The 19699-nt window shown below is 54.8% G+C and carries 17 protein-coding genes and 1 pseudogene; 12 read left to right on the top strand and 6 right to left on the bottom strand.

The window, feature by feature from the left end; genetic code table 11:
- Positions 1-446: 446 nt before the first annotated feature.
- The 4 genes from ACA043_RS19845 to ACA043_RS19830 are packed head-to-tail and all read left to right on the top strand — an operon-like array spanning position 447 to position 6013.
- Positions 447-3179 carry a DUF4135 domain-containing protein gene (locus ACA043_RS19845; RefSeq protein ID WP_497657776.1) on the top strand — a complete coding sequence of 911 codons (2733 nt, stop codon included), beginning with the start codon at positions 447-449 and terminating at the stop codon, positions 3177-3179.
- Entirely contained in the window at positions 3176-3862 is a 687-nt protein-coding gene (locus tag ACA043_RS19840) for an ABC transporter transmembrane domain-containing protein (RefSeq protein WP_497657775.1), read from the top strand. The genes ACA043_RS19845 and ACA043_RS19840 overlap by 4 nt, the downstream gene beginning before the upstream one ends.
- The gene (locus tag ACA043_RS19835; protein WP_497657774.1) at positions 3789-4850 is read left to right on the top strand and encodes an ABC transporter ATP-binding protein; all 1062 of its coding nucleotides are present in this window, start codon (positions 3789-3791) and stop codon (positions 4848-4850) included. The genes ACA043_RS19840 and ACA043_RS19835 overlap by 74 nt, the downstream gene beginning before the upstream one ends.
- 2 nt (positions 4851-4852) lie before the next feature.
- A complete protein-coding gene (locus ACA043_RS19830) occupies positions 4853-6013 on the top strand; it encodes an AAA family ATPase (protein ID WP_497614856.1) in 1161 nt (386 codons plus the stop codon).
- 164 nt (positions 6014-6177) lie between these two features.
- Here the strand turns inward: ACA043_RS19830 and ACA043_RS19825 are convergent, their stop codons facing one another.
- The 3 genes from ACA043_RS19825 to ACA043_RS19815 all read right to left on the bottom strand — a co-directional run bounded on the left by ACA043_RS19825 (position 6178) and on the right by ACA043_RS19815 (position 8670).
- Positions 6178-6990, bottom strand: coding sequence for an alpha/beta fold hydrolase (locus tag ACA043_RS19825; RefSeq protein WP_401266332.1), 813 nt, complete (start codon positions 6988-6990; stop codon positions 6178-6180).
- Positions 6991-7148: 158 nt separating this feature from the next.
- Complete coding sequence (gene queD, locus ACA043_RS19820) at positions 7149-7505, bottom strand: 6-carboxytetrahydropterin synthase QueD (protein WP_003223505.1); 357 nt, start codon at positions 7503-7505, stop codon at positions 7149-7151.
- Between the two features lie 85 nt (positions 7506-7590).
- On the bottom strand, positions 7591-8670 hold the full coding sequence (locus ACA043_RS19815; RefSeq protein WP_489881065.1) for a patatin-like phospholipase family protein: 1080 nt from the start codon (positions 8668-8670) through the stop codon (positions 7591-7593).
- A 157-nt stretch (positions 8671-8827) separates the two neighbouring features.
- Here ACA043_RS19815 and ACA043_RS19810 point away from each other — a divergent pair, with 157 nt between their 5' ends.
- From ACA043_RS19810 to ACA043_RS19795, 4 genes are read left to right on the top strand one after another with little or no spacing between them, the layout of a single operon-like run.
- On the top strand, positions 8828-9136 hold the full coding sequence (locus ACA043_RS19810) for a PepSY domain-containing protein (RefSeq protein ID WP_187677596.1): 309 nt from the start codon (positions 8828-8830) through the stop codon (positions 9134-9136).
- Positions 9136-9447, top strand: a complete 312-nt coding sequence (locus ACA043_RS19805) for a PepSY domain-containing protein (protein ID WP_187677597.1) — start codon at positions 9136-9138, stop codon at positions 9445-9447. The genes ACA043_RS19810 and ACA043_RS19805 overlap by 1 nt, the downstream gene beginning before the upstream one ends.
- Positions 9448-9450: 3 nt before the next feature.
- Entirely contained in the window at positions 9451-10119 is a 669-nt protein-coding gene (locus ACA043_RS19800; protein WP_187677598.1) for a response regulator transcription factor, read from the top strand.
- Positions 10116-11429 carry a sensor histidine kinase gene (locus ACA043_RS19795; protein ID WP_187677599.1) on the top strand — a complete coding sequence of 438 codons (1314 nt, stop codon included), beginning with the start codon at positions 10116-10118 and terminating at the stop codon, positions 11427-11429. The genes ACA043_RS19800 and ACA043_RS19795 overlap by 4 nt, the downstream gene beginning before the upstream one ends.
- A 132-nt stretch (positions 11430-11561) precedes the next feature.
- Here the strand turns inward: ACA043_RS19795 and ACA043_RS19790 are convergent, their stop codons facing one another.
- Entirely contained in the window at positions 11562-12317 is a 756-nt protein-coding gene (locus ACA043_RS19790) for a methyl-accepting chemotaxis protein (RefSeq protein ID WP_401266348.1), read from the bottom strand.
- A gap of 102 nt (positions 12318-12419) precedes the next feature.
- Positions 12420-12566 (bottom strand): annotated as a pseudogene (locus ACA043_RS19785) (HAMP domain-containing protein); the annotation flags it as partial.
- A 1576-nt stretch (positions 12567-14142) separates the two neighbouring features.
- Here ACA043_RS19785 and ACA043_RS19780 point away from each other — a divergent pair.
- Both ACA043_RS19780 and ctpM read left to right on the top strand, forming a co-directional pair.
- Positions 14143-15459: a Na+/H+ antiporter family protein gene (locus ACA043_RS19780; RefSeq protein WP_401266340.1), complete on the top strand. Its 1317-nt coding sequence runs from the start codon at positions 14143-14145 to the stop codon at positions 15457-15459.
- Between the two features lie 101 nt (positions 15460-15560).
- Positions 15561-17243 carry a methyl-accepting chemotaxis protein CtpM gene (gene ctpM, locus ACA043_RS19775; protein WP_497657773.1) on the top strand — a complete coding sequence of 561 codons (1683 nt, stop codon included), beginning with the start codon at positions 15561-15563 and terminating at the stop codon, positions 17241-17243.
- Positions 17244-17452: 209 nt separating this feature from the next.
- On the opposite strand, the gene ACA043_RS19770 is transcribed toward ctpM, so the two are convergent.
- Positions 17453-18388, bottom strand: a complete 936-nt coding sequence (locus ACA043_RS19770; protein ID WP_497657772.1) for a LysR family transcriptional regulator — start codon at positions 18386-18388, stop codon at positions 17453-17455.
- 112 nt (positions 18389-18500) lie between these two features.
- Between ACA043_RS19770 and ACA043_RS19765 the strand changes: the two genes are divergently transcribed.
- Both ACA043_RS19765 and ACA043_RS19760 read left to right on the top strand, forming a co-directional pair.
- Positions 18501-18986, top strand: a complete 486-nt coding sequence (locus tag ACA043_RS19765) for a DMT family transporter (protein WP_489881062.1) — start codon at positions 18501-18503, stop codon at positions 18984-18986.
- The gene (locus ACA043_RS19760) at positions 18986-19444 is read left to right on the top strand and encodes a DMT family transporter (RefSeq protein ID WP_095191284.1); all 459 of its coding nucleotides are present in this window, start codon (positions 18986-18988) and stop codon (positions 19442-19444) included. The genes ACA043_RS19765 and ACA043_RS19760 overlap by 1 nt, the downstream gene beginning before the upstream one ends.
- The last annotated feature ends 255 nt before the right edge of the window (positions 19445-19699 follow it).

Raw genomic sequence — 19699 nt, 5'->3', positions numbered from 1 at the left:
CTTATTCCTGCCTTTAATTTATTGACCGTAAAGGCTTGATCCAATATATCTATAAGTGCAAGTGATTCACGATTTTTCAGAAAATTCTAATGGCGATACAAGGATGTGCGATGAATATTCGAAACGTTGATATCGAAACTATTAAAGATGTTATTCGGGCGGACGGCGTTATGATGAGCGCTGGCTTTGGGGAGAAGTACGTAGATCCACTTCTTATGCAAGTTGAGAACACTCCCCCGGGAATGGAACTGACTAGGCCTGTACATACGGGGGCGGCAACAAGTAATTGTACTCAATGTTTCAGTCGGTGTTGCTATGCTTCTTACTCTCCGAAATCAATAAAAAGTGGCACCTGTTATGGACTGGTATCCAGAGCCAATGTAGTCGTTTTTAACTAGGTATGTGCCGCCTCAAGGCGGCATTTCAATTGACATAAGGAAGTGTTAGTGAGTGATTTCTCGATGGTTGATTCTATGGCGACTTATTCTGGCTCACACAGGGTTTTAGTGAATGAATTTTTAAATAGCCTGTATGAGAGTAAAAAGTTTGATCTTGCTTGTCTGATTGATAAGAAGCTGGCTAATGCCTTTGCTATACACGTGGCAAATAAGGTTGAAAGCTATGTTCGCCAATCCATCGAGGCAGAGGTGTCACATGTTAATGAAAACCTTGGGGTCAGTATGGCCTACGAGGATTTTTTAGAGCAGGACGAATTGTATCTCGAGTTTTTGAGGAAGTACGAGTCGCTGAGGTACTTGCTGGATAAACTTTTTGTGGATGAGCTAGAGAATTTCTCACTAGTTAAAGAGTGTTTTGCAAAGTCGCTTCCAGAATTGCTGCGTAGTGGTTTTTTGGATGGTCCTCATGAAGTGAGTGATGTGTTTTTGCTGGGAGACGAGAGTCACGATGGAAATAAAAACGTGGCACTTTTTTATGTTCAAGGATGCCCTGCTTTTGCCTTGAAGTTGCGTGATTTGGAGTTGGAAAGGAAAACAAGCGAGTTTCTTGGAGCTTTTTTCAATGAACAATGTGGTATTCGCGGTTGGGAGTTTCCAGAATATATATCGGGGCAGGGTTTCGGGTGGGTGAAGTGGTGTGATCAGGTTCCTTTGAAAAGCAAGGCGGAAGTAGAGAATTACTATAGATTGGCAGGTTATTTGATTGCTGCGGCTGCGTCGTTAGGAATTACCGACCTCCATTATGAAAATATCGTAACTCATCAAGGAAACCCCGTTCCGGTCGACTTGGAGGCGGTATTTCATCATGTCTATGTTGATGCGCCGCGTTTGGGAATACCCAGAACAGGGCTTGTGCCGAATGTTATTAAGTACACAGATGGACTTGCCGACACCGAGCACGCGGGCATAGGAAATATATTTCGGAAACAATCCGTTAGAAAAGTATCATTAAACACAAATCCAAATGCGGTGGTGTTTGATGGTGAGGTACAGAATCCAATAGACTATATTGAACATATCGTTGCAGGTTGTGTTGAATGCTACAAGGTCATAATTTATGAGTATCAGCGTTTTGTAGAGTTTTTGAATCAAACTTCTAATCTGAGAAATAGAATAATCTTGAGAGATACGGCTAACTATTGCTTGGTGATTGAGGCTTCCTATCATCCGCGGTTTCTAAAGAATAACCAGGATAGAAAAAAATACATCGAGTCTTGCCTAGGATCAGTCGAAGATCATCGGGCTGACTCCGCTCTCTTAAGGGCGGAGGTTGAATCCTGCTTTTTTGGGGATGTTCCCAGATTTACTTCTTGTGCGAAAGATCTTGCTGTTTGGTCAACTCATGCTGCTGAAAGTATTAAGCTGATTAATTATGTAAGCGGATACGACAGTGTGAGGGATAATTTATATCGCATAGTGAATGAGGGGTTTGGTAGCGAGATTCAATTTTTAAAGTGTGTATACCGAGAGGCGGAAAAAATAGTTGAATTGAACTGTAGGTTTAATCAGGTTCATGGTTTTGAGGAAGAAGAAGGTTCTAATTGCTTGGTTCTAAAAGCAACGCCTTCTGCAGTAAATATAACTGCTAAACACATGATTGATACTCGGTCTCCTCCTTTAATGTTTACTAGTAGGTGTGAAAGCTATCTCGAGTTAACTACCGTAGGGTTTGATTTGTTTTCAGGTTCGGGTGGGCTTGGTTATCTCGCTGCTACTGGGAGATTATTCGAATCAGAATCGGAGAATAAGGAGTTTTTGTTTGCATATTTTGAGATGATTTTAGGTGATGAGTTGCTATCGTCGTCTCCAATAGGTGGAGCATATGTCGGTGGGCTAAGTTCTATAGCGCCAATTTTTATAGATGGAAATTCCTCCTTTATTTCAACTGCAACCGATAAAATTGTTGCGGCTTTTTATTCTGAAGAATATAAAAATCTAGGTTCGGGCTTGATCTATGGTCTTGCTGGAGCTTTGGTGGTCGCCAGCTGTTATTTTCAATTGTCAAAGAAGGAGGAGTGGCAAGATGTTTCTAGATTACTATTCGAAGCGTTAGTCGCGAGATCTGAATTAGACGGTGAGCAGATAATATTCCCTAGTAATATCTCAATGCATCCTAAAAAAATATTATGTGGGCTTTCGCATGGGCAAGCAGGTATCGCTTATTCGATCGCTGTATATGCGATGGTTTTTGATATATCTGATCGAACGGTCGTTCCATTGATAAAAGGCGTAATTACGTCGGAAATCAACTGCTTTGAGCGGCAACTTGGCAACTGGCCAGATTTAAGGCATAAGCCTCGAAGCATAGAGCTTCAAAATGAGTTTGGATGGGCGCATGGAGGCGCGGGAATTATTTATGTTTTCGATTTTTTGAGAAGACATTTTAATATCGACGTGCTTGACAGGTTTTTGCAGGAGCACAATTTTCGAGCGATGTTCGAGAAGAATTTCAAAGCTTCGGCCAGTAAAGAAAATTTCTCAGTTTCAAACGGAGTGTTGGGGGTAGAGTTAATTTATCAGCGACTATTCAAGAAAGCTTTGAACGTCGATTTAGAAAGTAAGTATTGGTCGATTCAGGGGGCGTCTACTTTAGGGTGTGGTCTGATGAAAGGGTGTGCCGGAGAGCAACTAGCCCTGAATTCTCTAATGACGGGTGACCAATCTTTTCCTCTGTTGCCTCATGAACTGTTCAAGCTGAGTTTTCGGGAAGTATCCAAATGAATGTCAAAGGATTTGTTGATACTTATACGCTACTGAAGTTGTCCATGAAATCAAAGGACGTAAGTCGTTTGGCCTTTTTAGTAGTGTTGATTTTCCTTACCGCGATAGGTTTTGGTCTCGTACCGTTATTTTTGCAGAGGATGCTTGCGGTTGCATCAGGTAATCATGAGCAGTTTTTGATGTTTTTGAGCCTGGTAGTCGGCGTTATTTTTATATCTCAGGTGTTTTCTCATTTGTCCGATGTAATGACAATGATGTTTATCCAGCGGGTGAATATAAATCTTGGTGAGATGTTCATTAAGAGATCTATTCGTTTGTCTGCATGTGAGAGCCTGATAAAAGGCCCGGCGCAACTGGCGCAGGTGCTGCAATGTGCTTCTGCGAGTATGGATAACACAATTCGATCAATGCTGGTTAGTATACTGCCCTCTATCGTTCAAATATTCGTATCGTTAGTTGTGTTGTGGTTTTTTAAAGATTTTTTCGTAATGTTCATGATTTTTTTGTATGTTTTTACGTATGCAATTATTAGCTCTTCAATGATTGGGCGCTTGTCAGAGTTGTTCAAGGTTGTGATATTAAAAGAGATGGGGAGTTCAAAAACCATTCATGGCATTGTTTCTAATATTGAGACAATACGTATATATTTGGCCGATGAATTTCTGTTGCGTTTTTTTTCGTGAAGATCAAGAAGGTGTTTATCAGTCTTGGTTGGGTTTTTATAGGAGAAGTACTTGTCTAGAAGTTTTTAGGGTATGTGTTTTTTCGCTTGTTTTTTTTGTTGTTCTTTATGAGTCTTCACTAAGGTTACTTTCCGGAGAGATAGGTGTTGGTCATTTTGTAATGGTTGCAGCCTATATGTTTCAGGTGTGTCAGCCATACGATGCTCTTTTAAAAAGTATTGGTAGCATGATTGAATCACTCGGTGGCTTTGCACCCTTGCTGAAACATCTCGACGCTTGTGAAGTTCGGCATGTTGGTAAAGGTAATGAGCTTCCGAATATTAGTCATCACCTGGAATTTTCTAATGTTCGATTTTCTTACCCTGAGCGACCTACAGAAAAGGTGCTGCACGATTTGTCAATCCGATTTATTCCGGGTGAAGTAGTTGCGATCACCGGTCCATCTGGTGTGGGTAAGTCGACAATTGTCAAGTTGCTGATGCGGCTCTATACACCCTCTTCGGGTTTAATTAAATATGGTGGTGTTGCGATAGAAGATTTGTCTGATCAAGACTTCTATTCTAGGTTTTCTTTCGTATCCCAAGAGGTTGGTTTATTCAACGGGTCGTTAAGATTTAATCTAAGAATCGCTGATCAAAATGCACCTGATGAAAGATTAGAAGCAGTTTTAAAACTTGCTGACCTTGGTGGATTTCTAAAAGGCTTGCCATCCGGGCTGGATACGGAAATTGGAGACAGGGGTTTAATGTTGTCGGGAGGCGAGCGTCAACGTCTTGCCTTGGCAAGAAGTTTTTTGCGAGACCATAAGGTCGTCGTTTTTGACGAGAGCACGGCATTCCTTGATGAGGTTGCTGAGCGAGCAGTGATCTCAAATATCAAAAAATATAATGCGTCTAATATTGTGATCATTGTTGCTCATCGAGAGTCGATATTAAAGTTGGCTGATCGAGTGGTCTCGTTTAATGGCGAATTTTGCGTGGAGCTTTAATCGTGAGAATATTGTCTGTTTCAATTAAAGGGTACCGCTCTGTTGATGATGTGTTTCTGAATCTTGATGGTTTGAATATTTTTCATGGTGAAAATGGAGTTGGGAAAACTAATTTATATAATGCACTCAAGCTCGTGCAGGCTGCTGCAACGGGAGAGTTTTCGAAGTTTATCGTTCGGGAGGGTGGCATGCAGTCGATCCTTTCGGAGAATTCAAAGCGCAATGCAGACCGTTCAAAAATTATTTTTGAAGTGCGGTTCTCGACTTTTTCAGATGATGATGGCTATTACAGTTACGGAATCACAGCGGGACTAGTGCCGCAAAAAACCGCTTTTGGAGAAAAGATTGTATTGGGCGATGGTTTTGAGTTTGAACCTCAAATCAAAACTGAAAAACTGATTTTTCATAATGGACGGAAAAGTCATACTTTGATGTTCCGAGAAAATGGTTTCTTGAAGGTGATGGATCGAGAAATGGCCGTTCTCGACATGTCGAATGCTATTCGACTATTCCCCTCTGCTACGGCATTAAGCTCTCTCACGGATGCAGAACGTTTTCCGGAGGTATTACGCGTCAAACATGAAATTATGGGGTGGCGTTTTTATCACGGTTTCAGGACTGATATTGAGTCGCCCATTCGCAAGCCTTGCTACGCAGTTAGTGACACGGTACTTCATTCGTCTGGAGCAAATCTCGCTGCGGTTCTGGCGACGCATAAATATATAGTTCAAGATCTCGATGTTGTTGAAGAGTTGATTGCGGATACATTCGGAGGGGCTATTTTGGAGATTTCAAGGCCGGAACGTACCGTTTCTTTTGGACTTCGATTTCCTCAAAGTAACCGCACAAGCAATGCGTGGGAACTGTCTGACGGCACTTTGCAATATATTTGCCTAGCTGTTGCGCTGACATCCAGTTCTTTGCCTCCATTCATTGTTTTGAATGAGCCTGACAACAGTTTGCATCCCGATATGCTCAGGTCGTTGGCTGTTTTGATTAGTTCTGCCAGCAAGCGATCGCAGATTTGGGTTGTTACTCATTCACCGATATTGAAAGATATTCTTGAAGAGTCAGGGACGTCTAAATCTCGGCATGTCATTAAACGGGGGCTTCATACATGGATTGAAGGGTTGGCTCTAAATGGTGAAGTTAATACTTTTTGACACAATCGAAAGCTGGGATTTTGATTCACACAGCGCAGGGATAGGCATGAAATTGGTGCATTGATGATGCATCTTGGAACACTGATTCTTCGGCATTTAGCGACTCTATATGAGTGGTTTGGCCTTTGTGCACTTGCGCCATTCCGGGACGCGGACGCCGCGCGTCAAAGAAATCGCAGCAATGCAGCGACGATCGCTTCAGGGGCGTCTTCCTGGACGAGGTGGCCGGCGTTGGGGATTGGGTGAAATTGTGATCCCGGGATCATCTGGTGTAACGCCCGACCCCGTTCGATGGGAATCCATTGGTCGTCCTCACCCCAGAGAATCTGCACCGGGCAGCGTATCGCCGGGTACAGATTTTCGGCTTCACGGGTATAGCGTTCGTCCATCTGCGCGATCTGCCGATAGAACGCCGCTTGCCCCGGATCGCCGAGCCACGGCTGCACGTACGGGGCCAGTTCATCATCGGGAATATCCCGGTGTATCGCCCCGCGAATGTAGGTCGGCACGATGGCGCGCTGGATGTAATCCGGCAGGCCGCTGAACGCCGCTTCATGCTGGCGCACGTGCTGCACGAACGGTGACCCCCACGGCGTCAGCGCCACCGGGTCGATCAGCGTCAGGCTGCGGTAATCCTTTTCGTTGAGCAGATGCGTGCGCAGTACCGTGGCGCCGCCGAAGTCGTGGGCGACTACGTCGGGGCGCTGGATGTTCCAGTGATCGAGCAGTTGCGCGAGGAGTTGGTTTTGCACGCCGAGTGACACGTCAGCGTCCGGTTGTTCCGAGCGCCCGTAGCCCAGCAAATCGAAATAATGCACGCGGTGCGTGGCGAAAAAGTGCGGCGCGATGCGATGCCAGACATAGGACGAGAAGGGCGTGCCATGCACGAACACAAGCGGCGGGCCGTCGCCGCGTACGGCATGCCGCACCGGGTAGCCGTTGAAGTCAAAGACCTGATCCAGCAGCCAGTCCGTCATGGGCCTGTCCTCTTGGCGGGTTTGAGCCAAAGAGCATAGGCATAAAAAAACAGCCGGGGAGGCTGTTCTCTATTTCCCTGGATAAACACCGATCCCGTAGGAGCTGCCGAAGGCTCGGGCCGCGTTCGGCAGCTCCTACACGGGGTATCGGTGTTGGATCATTCGCCGCGATAGATGCAACCGCTGGTGCAGGTCTCATGAATACGGATCGCGCTGAGTTCCGGCAGCAGCGGCTTCATTTCATTCCAGATGAATTTGGCCAGCACTTCACTGGTCGGGTTTTCCAGGCCAGGAATGTCGTTCAGGTAGTTGTGATCCAGACGCTCGTACAGCGGCTTGAAAATCGCCTTGATCTCGGAGAAGTCGCGGATCCAGCCGGTGTGCGGATCAAGGTCGCCGCTGAGGTGAATCGCCACCTTGAACGAGTGACCGTGCAGACGCCCGCACTTGTGGCCGTCCGGGACGTGCGGCAGGCGGTGGGCGGATTCGAATGTAAATTCCTTGAAGATTTCCACAGTATTTTCAGCTCTGTTCAGATGGCGTTCGCCGCAGCGATTCGGGCAGGCCGCGAGTTTATCAGCTTGTGTTTGGCCGTGCTGACTAAAGGGTCAGCAAGCGTTCGGCGAGGCGACCGTTGGCAGTCAGTTCGAGGAATTCGTCACCGAGGCGCCGGCTCTCGTCCATTGCCGCGTGCCAGTACTTCTGCCGGCTCGACGCATCGCCCATGAAGCGTTTGAAGTCGTTCCTGTCGGGCAGTTTGCCGTAGGGCAGGCGCGCCAGATACTCCTTCGACGGCGCCAGCAACAGCACGTCCTGCAAGCGCTCCACCGATGCGCGGCGCCACGGCAGGGTTTTGTCGAACCAGCCCGGAATCACCCGGTCGGTGAAGTGCGGATAGAGCACGATGCCGTCGCCGCTGTAGGGCAGGTCGAGGTGATAGTCGAGCAGACCGCCGTCGCGGAACGTCCCCTCACCGGCGCCCGGCAAATCGCGCACGCCTTCCATCACCATCGGGATCGAACCCGAGGCCAGCAGCGCCTGACGCAGATTGCCGGCGTTGAGTTCGACGAAGCGCGAGGGGAAATCGTTCAGCGCATTGACCGGTGGCGCCAGGCGCGGATCGTGAATGATCAGCCGTTCGAAGTGCCGCGAGAGCCGCGCGCGACCACGCAGGTTGTCGGCGATCACCGAGCCCAGCGCCAGGCCAAGTCGGCCACGATGATCATCAGCGAGGCGGCCCTGGCTTTTGACCACCATGATGTTCAGGCGGTAATCGGCGTTGTTCAGGATGCTCGCGTCGCGACCGTCGAGCAGGTCGTTGAGCATGCGCTGCGAGCTCTGACTGATCTCGGCCATGGTCACGCCTTTGTTGAAATTCTGCTCGGCGTACAAGCGCCCGAGGCGGCGGATGCCTTCGGCGGCATCGGGCAGGCAGGCACTGGCGAAGCGCCAGGAACCGACCGAGGCGCCGATCAGCGAGCGCTCGCGTGGCGCGCTCGGCAGCCATTCACCGAACAACGCCAGATCCAGCCCCTGAATCCCCAACGCCTTCGGTCCACCGGCCGCGCCGGGCAGGGTGCCGACGTCGGCGGCGTTCAGACCCTGGGCTCGAATCCGCGCCATGGCTCGGGGGCCGGCCTTGAGGGTGAGGGCGGGGAATTTGATGTGGATGGCTGTCATACCGGTCTCGATCGTTAGCAAGCGAAGGATTATAGAACCACTGCTACCACAGGGGGACCCTTTATTGCCTTGGAGCAATGATGGCAATTCAGTTTCAGTTAAGTTGCTCCCGCTAAGGTGCCCACCGTCGCAACACATAAAAAATACGGAGACACCCATGAAAACCCTGACTGCCCTTTCCCTCGCCTCGATCCTCGGCCTCACCGCCAGCCTCGCTCACGCTCGCGATCTGGGACCCGATGAAGCCCTGCGTCTGCGCGACGCTGGTACTATCGTCTCCTTCGAGAAGCTCAATGCCACGGCACTGGCCAAACACCCGGGTTCAACGATCACCGAAACCGAGCTGGAAGAAGAGTACGGCAAGTACATCTACCAGGTCGAAATGCGTGATCCGCAGGGGCTGGAGTGGGATCTGGAATTAGACGCGGTCAGCGGGCAGGTTCTCAAGGATCATCAGGATACGTAATGAAGGTGAATGTTCGCGCCACCAGTCGCACTGCGTTGGCGCTTGTGATTTTCTGCTCGGCTGCGATGGCTCGCGACCTCGATCAGGACGAAGCCCTGAAGCTGCGTGAGCGCGGGGTGATTCTGCCGCTGGAGCAAGTGCTGCAGCAGGCCATGGATCGCTATCCCGGGGCGAAACTGCTGGAAGTCGAGCTGGAAGAGAAACATGACGTCTACATTTATGAAGTCGAGTTGCTGACAGCCGAGGGTGTTGCGCGTGAGCTGCACCTGAAAGCCGATACCGGTGAACTCGTGAAAGACAAGGAAGATTGATCGATGCGTTTGCTTCTGGTGGAAGACCACGTACCGCTGGCCGACGAATTGATCGCGGGCCTGCAACGCCAAGGCTATGCGGTGGATTGGCTGGCGGACGGCCGCGATGCGGTGTATCAGGGCAGCAGCGAGCCCTATGACCTGATCATCCTCGACCTCGGCCTGCCCGGTGTACCGGGGCTTGAAGTGCTGGCGCAATGGCGCGCGGGCGGTCTGGCGATTCCGGTGTTGATCCTGACGGCGCGCGATTCCTGGGCCGAACGTATCGAAGGCCTCAAGGCTGGCGCCGACGATTACCTGACCAAACCGTTTCACCCCGAAGAGCTGCACCTGCGCGTTCAGTCGTTGCTGCGTCGCTCCAAGGGCCAGGCCAATCAAAGCACGCTAAAGGCTGCCGGCCTTCATCTGGACGAGGGCCGCCAATGCGTGACCCGCGACGGTGCGGACATTCTGCTGACCGCCGCCGAATTCCGCCTGCTGCGCTATTTCATGCTGCATCCGGAACAGATCCTCTCCAAAAGCCACCTCGCCGAACACCTCTACGACGGTGAGACCGAGCGCGACTCCAACGTCCTCGAAGTCCACGTCAATCACCTGCGCCGTAAACTCGGCAAAAGCGTGATCGAAACCCGTCGCGGCCAGGGTTACCTGTTCGGCGGGCAAGCTTCGTGAGATCAATCCAGCGCCGCTTGAGCCTGGGGTTGATCAGCGTGATGGTGGTCGTCGGCCTGGTGCTGGCGCAGACCAGTCTGTGGTTGTTTGAAATGGGTTTGCAGCGCTACCTCGAAGCCGGGTTGCGTAACGACAGCGAGAGCCTGCTGGTGGCGCTGGTGCGCGGGCCGCAGGGTTTGCAACTGGATGAGCGACATTTGTCGCCGGCCTATCAGCGGCCGTTTTCCGGGCATTATTTCCGCATCGACTTTGCCGAGAGCCATTGGCGCTCGCGCTCGTTGTGGGATCAGGATCTGCCGCTGCTTGAACGCCCCGGCCTGCACAGCAACCTGCAATTGGGGCCGGACGGTCAGCAGTTGCTGGTGCTGCGTTCGGACTATCGGCGGCTGGGGCAATCGATATCGATCAGCGTCGCGCAGGATTACACGCCCGTTCGCGAAAGTTTCCAGCGTATGCGCCAGATCGGCCTTGGCTTGGGATTGGCCGGGTTGTTGCTGATTCTGTTTTTGCAACGGCTGACCGTGCGCCGCGCCCTGAAGCCGCTGGAAAAGGCCCGCGAGCAGATCGCTCAGTTGCAGCAGGGCCAGCGTTCACAACTGGACGATCAGGTGCCCGTTGAGCTGGAGCCGTTGGTAGCGCAGATCAACCATTTGCTCGCGCACACCGAAGACAGCCTCAAGCGTTCACGCAATGCCTTGGGCAATCTGGGCCATGCGCTGAAGACACCGTTGGCGGTGCTGTTGAGCCTGGCGTCGAGCGAAAAACTCGATGGCCATCCCGAGCTACGCAAGATCCTCAAGGAACAGCTGGAACAGGTGCAGCAGCGACTTAACCGCGAGCTCAATCGCGCACGGCTGTCCGGCGATGCGCTGCCGGGTGCGCTGTTTGATTGCGACGCGGAACTGCCGGGGTTGTTGGCGACGTTGAACATGATCCACGGCGAACATCTGGCGTTGAGCTATGTGGCGCCGCCGGGGCTGCAATTGCCGTGGGATCGTGAGGATTTGCTCGAGTTGCTCGGCAACCTGCTGGATAACGCCTGCAAGTGGGCGGATGCCGAAGTGCGCTTGAGCGTGATTGAACGAACCGACGGTTTTGCTCTGAGCGTTGAGGATGACGGGCCGGGGATTCCCGAGGAGCAGCGTGCTCAGGTATTCAGCCGGGGCGCGCGGCTGGATGAGCAGACTCACGGGCATGGTCTGGGATTGGGGATCGTGCGCGATATCGTCGATACGTGGGGTGGGTTGTTGGTGTTGGGCGAGAGCGAGTGGGGCGGGTTGAAGGTGGTGATCGAGTTGCCTAAACGCTGATCACCCAAACACCACCAATCCCTTGTGGGAGCGAGCCTGCTCGCGAATGCGGTGGGTCAGACACATCATCGTTTACTGACACACCGCTTTCGCGAGCAGGCTCGCTCCCACATTGGGTTTTGCAATGGGCCGTCAAACCCGAAACTGATCCATCAAACTCTGCTGCTGATTCGCCAGGCTGTTCAGCGACTGACTCACCCGCGCCGACTCATTCGCCTGCTCCGACAACGACTCCGTCACATCGCGAATCGTCGCCACGTTGTTGTTGATCTCCTCAGCCACCGCGCTTTGCTCTTCGGCGGCACTGGCGATCTGCAGGTTCATGTCGCTGATCACCGTCACTGCATCACCAATCTGCCGCAGTGCGGTCACCGCTTGGCCAACCTGCTCGACGCTGCCCTGGGCCTGACGATGGCTGTTGCCCATCGAACCGACCACATCCTGCGTGCCGCTCTGCAGTTGTTCGATCACCTGACGGGTTTCTTCCACCGACTCCTGCGTGCGGCGGGCGAGGTTGCGGACTTCGTCGGCGACCACGGCGAAACCACGTCCGGCCTCACCGGCACGGGCCGCTTCGATGGCTGCGTTGAGTGCCAGCAGGTTGGTCTGCTCGGCGATGGCGCGGATGGTTTCCAGCACGGCGCCGATCTTCTCGCTGTTGGCGGCCAGACCTTCGACCTGAACCATCGCCGCGCTCATGTCGGCGGCGAGGGTGTCGATGCTGGCGGTGGTGCGGTCGATCACGGTCAGGCCCTGACGCGTGGCGCGATCAGCATCCTTGGCCGCTTCCGCTGCTTGCGCGGCGCTGCGGGCGACGTCCTGTGCCGTGGCGCTCATTTCGTGGGAGGCGGTCGCAACCTGATCGACCTGACGGTATTGCTGTTCCATGCCGGCGCTGGTCTGGGTGGCGATCGCCGAAGACTGGTCGGCGGTGTTACGCGCGTCCTGCACCGAGCGTTTCACCTCGGCGATGATCGGCTGCAACTTGTCGAGGAACTTGTTGAACCAACCGGCCAGTTGACCCAGTTCATCCTTCTTGTCATAGGCCAGACGTCGGGTCAGATCACCTTCGCCGCTGGCGATGTCTTCGAGCATGTGCGCGACGCCGAGGATCGGTTTGGTCACGCTGCGCGCCATCAGCCACACCAGCAGCAGGCCGATTAACGCGGCGAGTACACCGAGGCTCAATTCGATCAGGGTACCCGAGGTGTTGCTCGCATCCAGTTGCTGCTTGAGTGCTTCGGCGCGCTCCACCAGCACTTTTTCCGGCACATCCAGCAACACCGCCCACGACGGCCCGCCGGGAATCGGCTGGAACGGCGACAGTACTTTCAACTGGCCGTTGCTGTGCAGGCTGCTGACGCTGGCGCTCGACGACAGCATACGCAACAGCTCGGCGCCGCTGGTCTTGTCCACGGCATCCAGGCGCTGGCTGAGTTTGCCGGCGTCCGGGCTGTAACCGGCGAGCAGGCCGACCGGGCTGATGATGCTCACGGCGGTCTGACCGTCGTAGAGCTTTTTGCTCGCGCCCTGACTGATCGCTTGCAGGCTGTTGAGGTTGATGTCCACCGACAGCGAGGCGATGACTTTGCCGTTGACCATCAGCGGGAAGACGATGCTGGTCATCAGCACGTTCTGGCCATCGATCACATAAAAGTACGGTTCAATCACGCACGGTTTGAGCGTGGTACGCGGGCAGGTAAACCAGGCGTTGGCCGCCTGACCGCTGGGGCCGGTGCTGGTGTCGGCCATGTCGCTTTCCGGCAGGGCCATCGAGGTGACTTTGCCCGGGGTCGGTTGCGACCAGTACAGGGCGAAGCGGCCCTTGTCGTTGCTGCCGAGTTCGGCCTGACCTGCGAACAATTCGTCCTTGCCGTCCAGTGCGTTGGCTTCGAACACCAGCGACAGGCCGAGCAAGTCAGGGTTGGCTTGCAGGGCTGACTTGACCTGACGGGTCATGTCTTCGCGCAGGTCGAAGGCATCGAGGAAGCGTTTTTCGGCCTGTTCACGCAGGAACAGCACCTGACGCGAAAAACCGTGGCCGTACTGATAAGCGTCCATGAACTGCTGGCGAATGCCCGCCGCTTGCACCTCGCCCTGAGACTCGATGCGCGCCTGCGCCGATTCAGTGAGCATCTCCATGCTCGAAGCTTTCACCAGTTCGGAACTGTGCTCCATGCGATACAGCGAAAGACCCACCAACAGGGTCACGATACCCGCCAGGCAAAGCCCGGCAAGCAGGGTGATTTTCCATTGGATGGAAAGTTGTCTGAGCGACATGGAAACATCCTTATTCGATAAATATCTGAGACTTTGCACTGTAACGGCCGCGTTTCGGCTTTCTTTATTTTTGAAACACAATATGACCAATTGCCGCATGCGGAGGCTGGAAACCCTGTTTGGGGTAAACACAAAACCTGTGGTGAGGGGATTTATCCCCGACCGGCTGCGCAGCAGTCGCAAAACCCGCAAATGCGGTGTGCCTGTAAGAATGCAGGAGGGCGGCTTCGCCACCCATCGGGGATAAATCCCCTCGCCACAAAGATTGTGCCTGGCCCTGGATAATGGGCAGTTGTTTTGACACCGCCGCCACTCTGCGGCACAGTGCGCGCCCTTCTAATAAGACCCTCTTTGCAAATCCGCCGGTGCTTCAAGGGCGGACTCATCCTGTCTGGCGGTGAATTGTCCACCGCAGTGTTTTTGAGGTAGTGAAATGAATGCAGTGATTGCTGCGGTCGGCGTCATGCTGATCCTCAGCCTGTCCCGCGTGCACGTGGTGATCGCCTTGATCGTCGGTGCATTGGTCGGCGGCCTTACCGGTGGTCTGGGCATCGACGCCACGCTCAAGGCGTTCAACAGCGGTCTGGGCGGCGGGGCGACGGTGGCGTTGTCCTACGCGTTGCTCGGCGCTTTCGCTGTGGCGATCGCCAAGTCCGGCTTGGCCCATGCGCTGGCCGACAAGGCACTGGCCATGGTCGACCGTCAGCACTCGACCGGTGGTGGCAGCGTCAAATGGCTGCTGATCGGCCTGTTGTGGGTGGTGGCGATTGCCTCGCAGAACATCCTGCCGATCCACATCGCGTTCATTCCGCTGCTGGTGCCGCCGCTTTTATATGTGCTGACCAAGCTGCAACTGGATCGCCGGTTGATCGCTTGCGTCATGACGTTCGGCCTGATCACGCCGTACATGTTCCTGCCGGTGGGTTTTGGCAACATTTTCCTCAATGAAATCCTGTTGGCCAACGTCGCCCGCAGTGGTGTCGACATCAGCGGCGTCAACGTCACTCACGCCATGGGCATTCCGGCGCTGGGCATGGTGTTCGGCCTGGCGATGGCGTTCATCAGCTACCGCAAAAAGCGTGTTTACGACCTGACGAAAATCGAGCAGGTCGAGCAGGTGGTCGTGCAGTACAACCCGATGAGTCTGATGATTGCCGGTGTGGCTATCGCGGCGGCATTCATCGTTCAACTGCTGCTGGACTCGATGATTATCGGCGCGCTGGCCGGCTTCCTGATCTTCTCGGTATCGGGCATTGTCAAGTGGCGCGAGACCGATGATTTGTTTACCGAAGGCATGAAAATGATGGCAATGATCGGCTTTATCATGATCGCCGCCTCCGGGTTTGCCGAAGTGATGAAGGCCACCGGACAGGTGCAGACACTGGTCGAGTCGTCGGCGTCGTGGATCAATCACAACAAGGGTGTTGGCGCGTTGCTGATGCTGCTGGTGGGGCTGCTGGTGACCATGGGCATCGGTTCGTCGTTCTCCACCGTACCGATTCTGGCTGCCATTTTCGTGCCGTTGTGTGTGCAATTAGGCTTTAGTCCGCTGGCCATCGTCTGCATTGTCGGCACCGCCGGCGCGCTGGGCGACGCCGGTTCGCCCGCCTCGGATTCGACCCTTGGCCCGACCTCCGGCCTGAACATCGACGGCCAGCATCACCACATCTGGGATACCGTGGTGCCGACCTTCCTGCATTACAACTTGCCATTGCTGGCGTTCGGCTGGGTGGCCGCGATGGTTCTCTGAACCCACAGGGGATTGGGGGGAATTGCTGACTCAACTTTTGATCTGGCGTGCCGTTAAAGCCTTTAACCACGCCAATAAAATCAAAAGAGTGAGCTTCCCCCATGCGCTTGAGTCTCAAGGCCAAAGTCCTGTCCCTTGCCGTTCTCCCGGTATTGCTCTTTGCGCTGGTCATCAGCCTGACCACGCTGTTCATCCTCCAGGAACAGGCGCACAAAGAGGTCGAACAGACCCGCGAACGCCTGCTCGGCGACGCCAAGGCCACTCTGCAAAGTTACGTCGCCGTGGCCATGACCACGATCAAACCGCTGTATGACGCTGCCGCCCCCGGTGATGCCGAGTCGCGCGCGCAGGCGATCAAACTGCTGTCGGGCATTCGCTACGGCAAGGACGGCTACTTCTTCGGCTACGACTCCGAGACCGTGCGCCTGTTCAAGGCCAACGATCCGGAAGGCGTGGGTAAAAGCTTCAAGGACAACCGCGACCCGAACGGGGTTTTCGTCAACCTCGGTCTGGTGAAAGTGGCGAAGGACGGCACGCACTATCTGCAATACAGCTCGCCGCTGCCGGGCAACGCGCAAGTGCTGGTGCCGAAACTCGGTTACACCGAATACCTGGCGAAGTGGGACATGGCGGTCGGCACCTCGGTCAACCTTGACGGCATCGAAGCGCAGGTGGCGCAGGTTGAAGCGCAGGTACAGGAACGCATGCAAGGCGTGATCCTCAGCATCGTCGGCGTGGCCGTGGTGGTGCTGTTGGTGATCGCGGCGGCGGGGATGCTGCTGGCCAACACGATTCTGCGTCCACTGACTCTGATGAAAGCCAACCTCGACGACATTGCGGCGGGCGAGGGCGATTTGACCCGTCGTTTGAACATCACCAGCCAGGACGAACTCGGTGAACTGGCCGGCTCGTTCAACCGTTTCGTCGACAAGATCCACGGCCTGGTGCGGCAGATCACCGAGATGACCACGCAACTGACCGGGCTGGTGACGCAGGTGTCGGATCAGGCCCAGCGTTCGGATCAAGCCATGGAGCGCCAGCGCCACGAGACTGATCAGGTGGCCACGGCGATCAACGAAATGTCTGCCGCCGCCCAGGAAGTCGCCAAGAGCGCGCAAAACGCTGCGGTCGCGGCCCAGCAGACCGACGAAGAAGGGCAGAGCGCCAAACGCGTGGTGGCCGGCAGCATCAAACAGATTCATGCGCTGGTGGATGACATCCGCAGCAGCGGTGTGTCGCTGGACAGTTTGCAGCAGGACGTGAGTTCGATTGTCGGCGTGCTGGGGGTGATTCGCTCGATTGCCGAGCAGACCAACCTGCTGGCCTTGAACGCCGCCATTGAAGCCGCGCGGGCTGGTGAGGCCGGGCGCGGATTTGCCGTGGTGGCCGATGAAGTGCGGGCGCTGGCCAGTCGTACGCAGATCAGTACTCAGGAAATTCAGGGGATGATTGATCGCTTGCAGGCGGGCACGCAGTCGGCGGTGGAAGCGATGCGCCGTTCCAGCGAGGCGGGTGATGGCACCTCGCAGCAGGCCAATCAGGCGGGGGCGTCGCTGGATGCGATGGCGGAATTGATCGCGACGATCAACTCGATGAACGCGCAGATTGCCAGTGCGGCGGAAGAGCAAACGGCGGTGGCCGAAGAGATCAACCGCAGCGTGCATCAGATTGCGGTGGCGGTGGACAGCGTGGCGGATGAGACTCAGTTGGGGGCGCAGACTTCGCGCAGTCTGGCGGATCTGGGGCAGCGACTGGGCAAACTGGTTGGGCAGTTCCGTATCTGAGTGTCAGGGAAAGCCCCTCACCCTAACCCTCTCCCGAAGGGAGAGGGGACTGATCGGGGGATATTGAGGATGTACGGCGACTTGAACCTGCTATACCGAATCCATAATCGACTCAATCTTTCAGGTCGATGCATGACGCAAGACACCTCGGTCAGTCCCCTCTCCCTCCGGGAGAGGGCCAGGGTGAGGGGCTCTTGATCTTCAACCTCTCAAGGCCTGTCCCAATAAGGCACTTCACCGAAACATTCGATGAAGAAATCAATCACCGTCCGCACCTTCACCGACAACCGACGACTCCCCGGCCACAGCACCGCAATCTGCTGCGGCTCCAGACTGTTCGATACCTGATATTCCCTCAGCACCGGCACCAGCGTGCCTTCGCGCACCGCTTCGCCAATCAGCCACGACGGAAACATCACCAGCCCCAGGCCTTGCTCGGCGGCTTGGGTGAGGGTATCGGCGTGGTTGCCGGTGATCGGACCTTTGACCGAGTAGGGCGTCCAGTCCTGCCCGTCACGACGGAAAAACCAGCGCTGCTGGCCGGTCGCGCCTTTGTAGGCCAGGCATTGATGCAGCGCGAGTTCGTCGGGGTGTTGCGGTGTGCCGTGACGTTTGAGGTAAGCGGGGCTGGCGGCGACCTGGAAGCGATGTGGCGCCAGAATCCGCGCCTGCATGCTCGAATCATGCAACGGGCCGATGCGGAACAGCAGGTCCGCACCTTCCTGCAACGGGTCGACGTAGTGGTCAGTCTGCTGGATATCCAGTTGCAACTTCGGATAACGCGCGCACAACTGGCCCAGCCACGGCGTCAGATGGCGCTGGCCGAACACCACTGGGGCGTTGATTCGTACAAGGCCGGTGGGTTCGCTTTGCTGCTCCTGCAACGCCTGTTCGGCTTCTTCCAGTTGCACCAGCACCAACCGCGCATGATGGCCGAGCATGCGCCCGGCCTCGGTCGGTGTGACCGCGCGGGTGTGGCGGTAGAGCAATTGCTGGTTGAGCGCCTGCTCCATCAACTGAATCTGCCGGGAAATCGACGAGGGCGCCACGCCTTCGCGGCGGGCGACTTCGGAGAAACTGCCGTGGTCTAGCACCGCCACAAATAGCCTGAGTGCCTTGAATCCGAGTTCGTTGAGCCCGTGCATGAATCATCCTGCTGTGCGAGTTACGCAAAAGTGTTGTCCGGATGCTCCCATTTATCGCAAAGCGCCGCCAGTCGATAATCCGCGCCATCGATTATTTGCGTGGGTTTTAGTTATGCAGACGTTGGATGAGGTGAGTGTTGCGCCGCCGGTGGCGAAACCGGGGTTGCGATTGTTGTTACTGCCGCTGGTGATTCTGGCGGGCATGGGGCTGTCGGTAGAGGCCGGGTTGCTCGGGCCGCTGGGGGTGCAGGTCGGACATTTGTGGGCGACCTTGAGCATTTTCGGCGTTGGGGCGGCGATTCTGTTTTTGCTGCTGTTGTTCAGCGGCCCGCAACAAGGACCGGCGCTGAACACATTGCCTCGCTGGCAGTTGATCGGCGGTATTCTCGGGCCGATCTACGTGGTGGTGCTGACCTTGGCGACCCCGCACATTGGCATTGCCATGACCATGATTGCGATCCTCTCCGGGCAGGTTGGCAAGAGTGTGTTGATTGATCACTTTGGCTGGTTCGGCGCGGCTCGCAAGAAGGTCAACGGTGAGCGCTGGATGGCGCTGCTGCTGATTGTTGCGGCACTTGTCTTGATTGCTCGGGGTTGATGATGAATCTGATTATTTTGTTGGCCGTGGTAGTCGCGGCAGGCGCGGTGTTGAGTGTTCAGGCCGCGATCAATGGGCGTCTGGGTGAAACCGTTGGGGTTTTGCGCAGTAGTTTGCTGACGTTTGCCGTGGGGGCGTTGGTTACGGGGTTGTTGATTCTGTTTTTTGAACCGGCCCATGCCGTGAGTTTGCTCGATGTGCCGAAATGGCAGCTCAGTGGTGCGTTGTTCGGGGTGGTTTACATGATTGTGATGGTTGGCGCTGTCCCACGGATTGGTACGGCGGTGGCGACGGTGGCGGTGATTGTCGGGCAGTTGGGGATGGGGATGTTGATTGATAATTTTGGCTGGTTGGGGAATCCGGCGATCGATCTTTCTTCGAGTCGGATTTTGGCGATGGTTTGTTTGGGGTTGGCTTTGGTGTTTATGTATCGCAGTAGTGTTCGCTCTTCTGACTGAGTACATATCCGTTATTTTTGTGAGGGCGACTTAGGGTTCCGCCCTTACGGCGGGTCACTTTTTCCAGACGCCGAAAAAGTAACCAAAAAGGCTTGCCCTGACGTACGGCCCGCTCGCTGAGGCTCGGGGTTCCTTCGCTCCGGGATTGATCCGGGCGCATCGCCTCCGGTTTGCTTCGCTGCACCTCCTCTCGACGTGTTTGGCTGCGCCAAACGGTCGCTGCGCTCCCACCCCCGGATCAATCCCTCCACTCAG

It is taken from the genome of Pseudomonas sp. LBUM1648, from assembly GCF_059716145.1.
The sequence above is the reverse complement of the archived record's forward strand: the minus strand, read 5'-3'. Positions and strand labels throughout refer to the sequence as shown.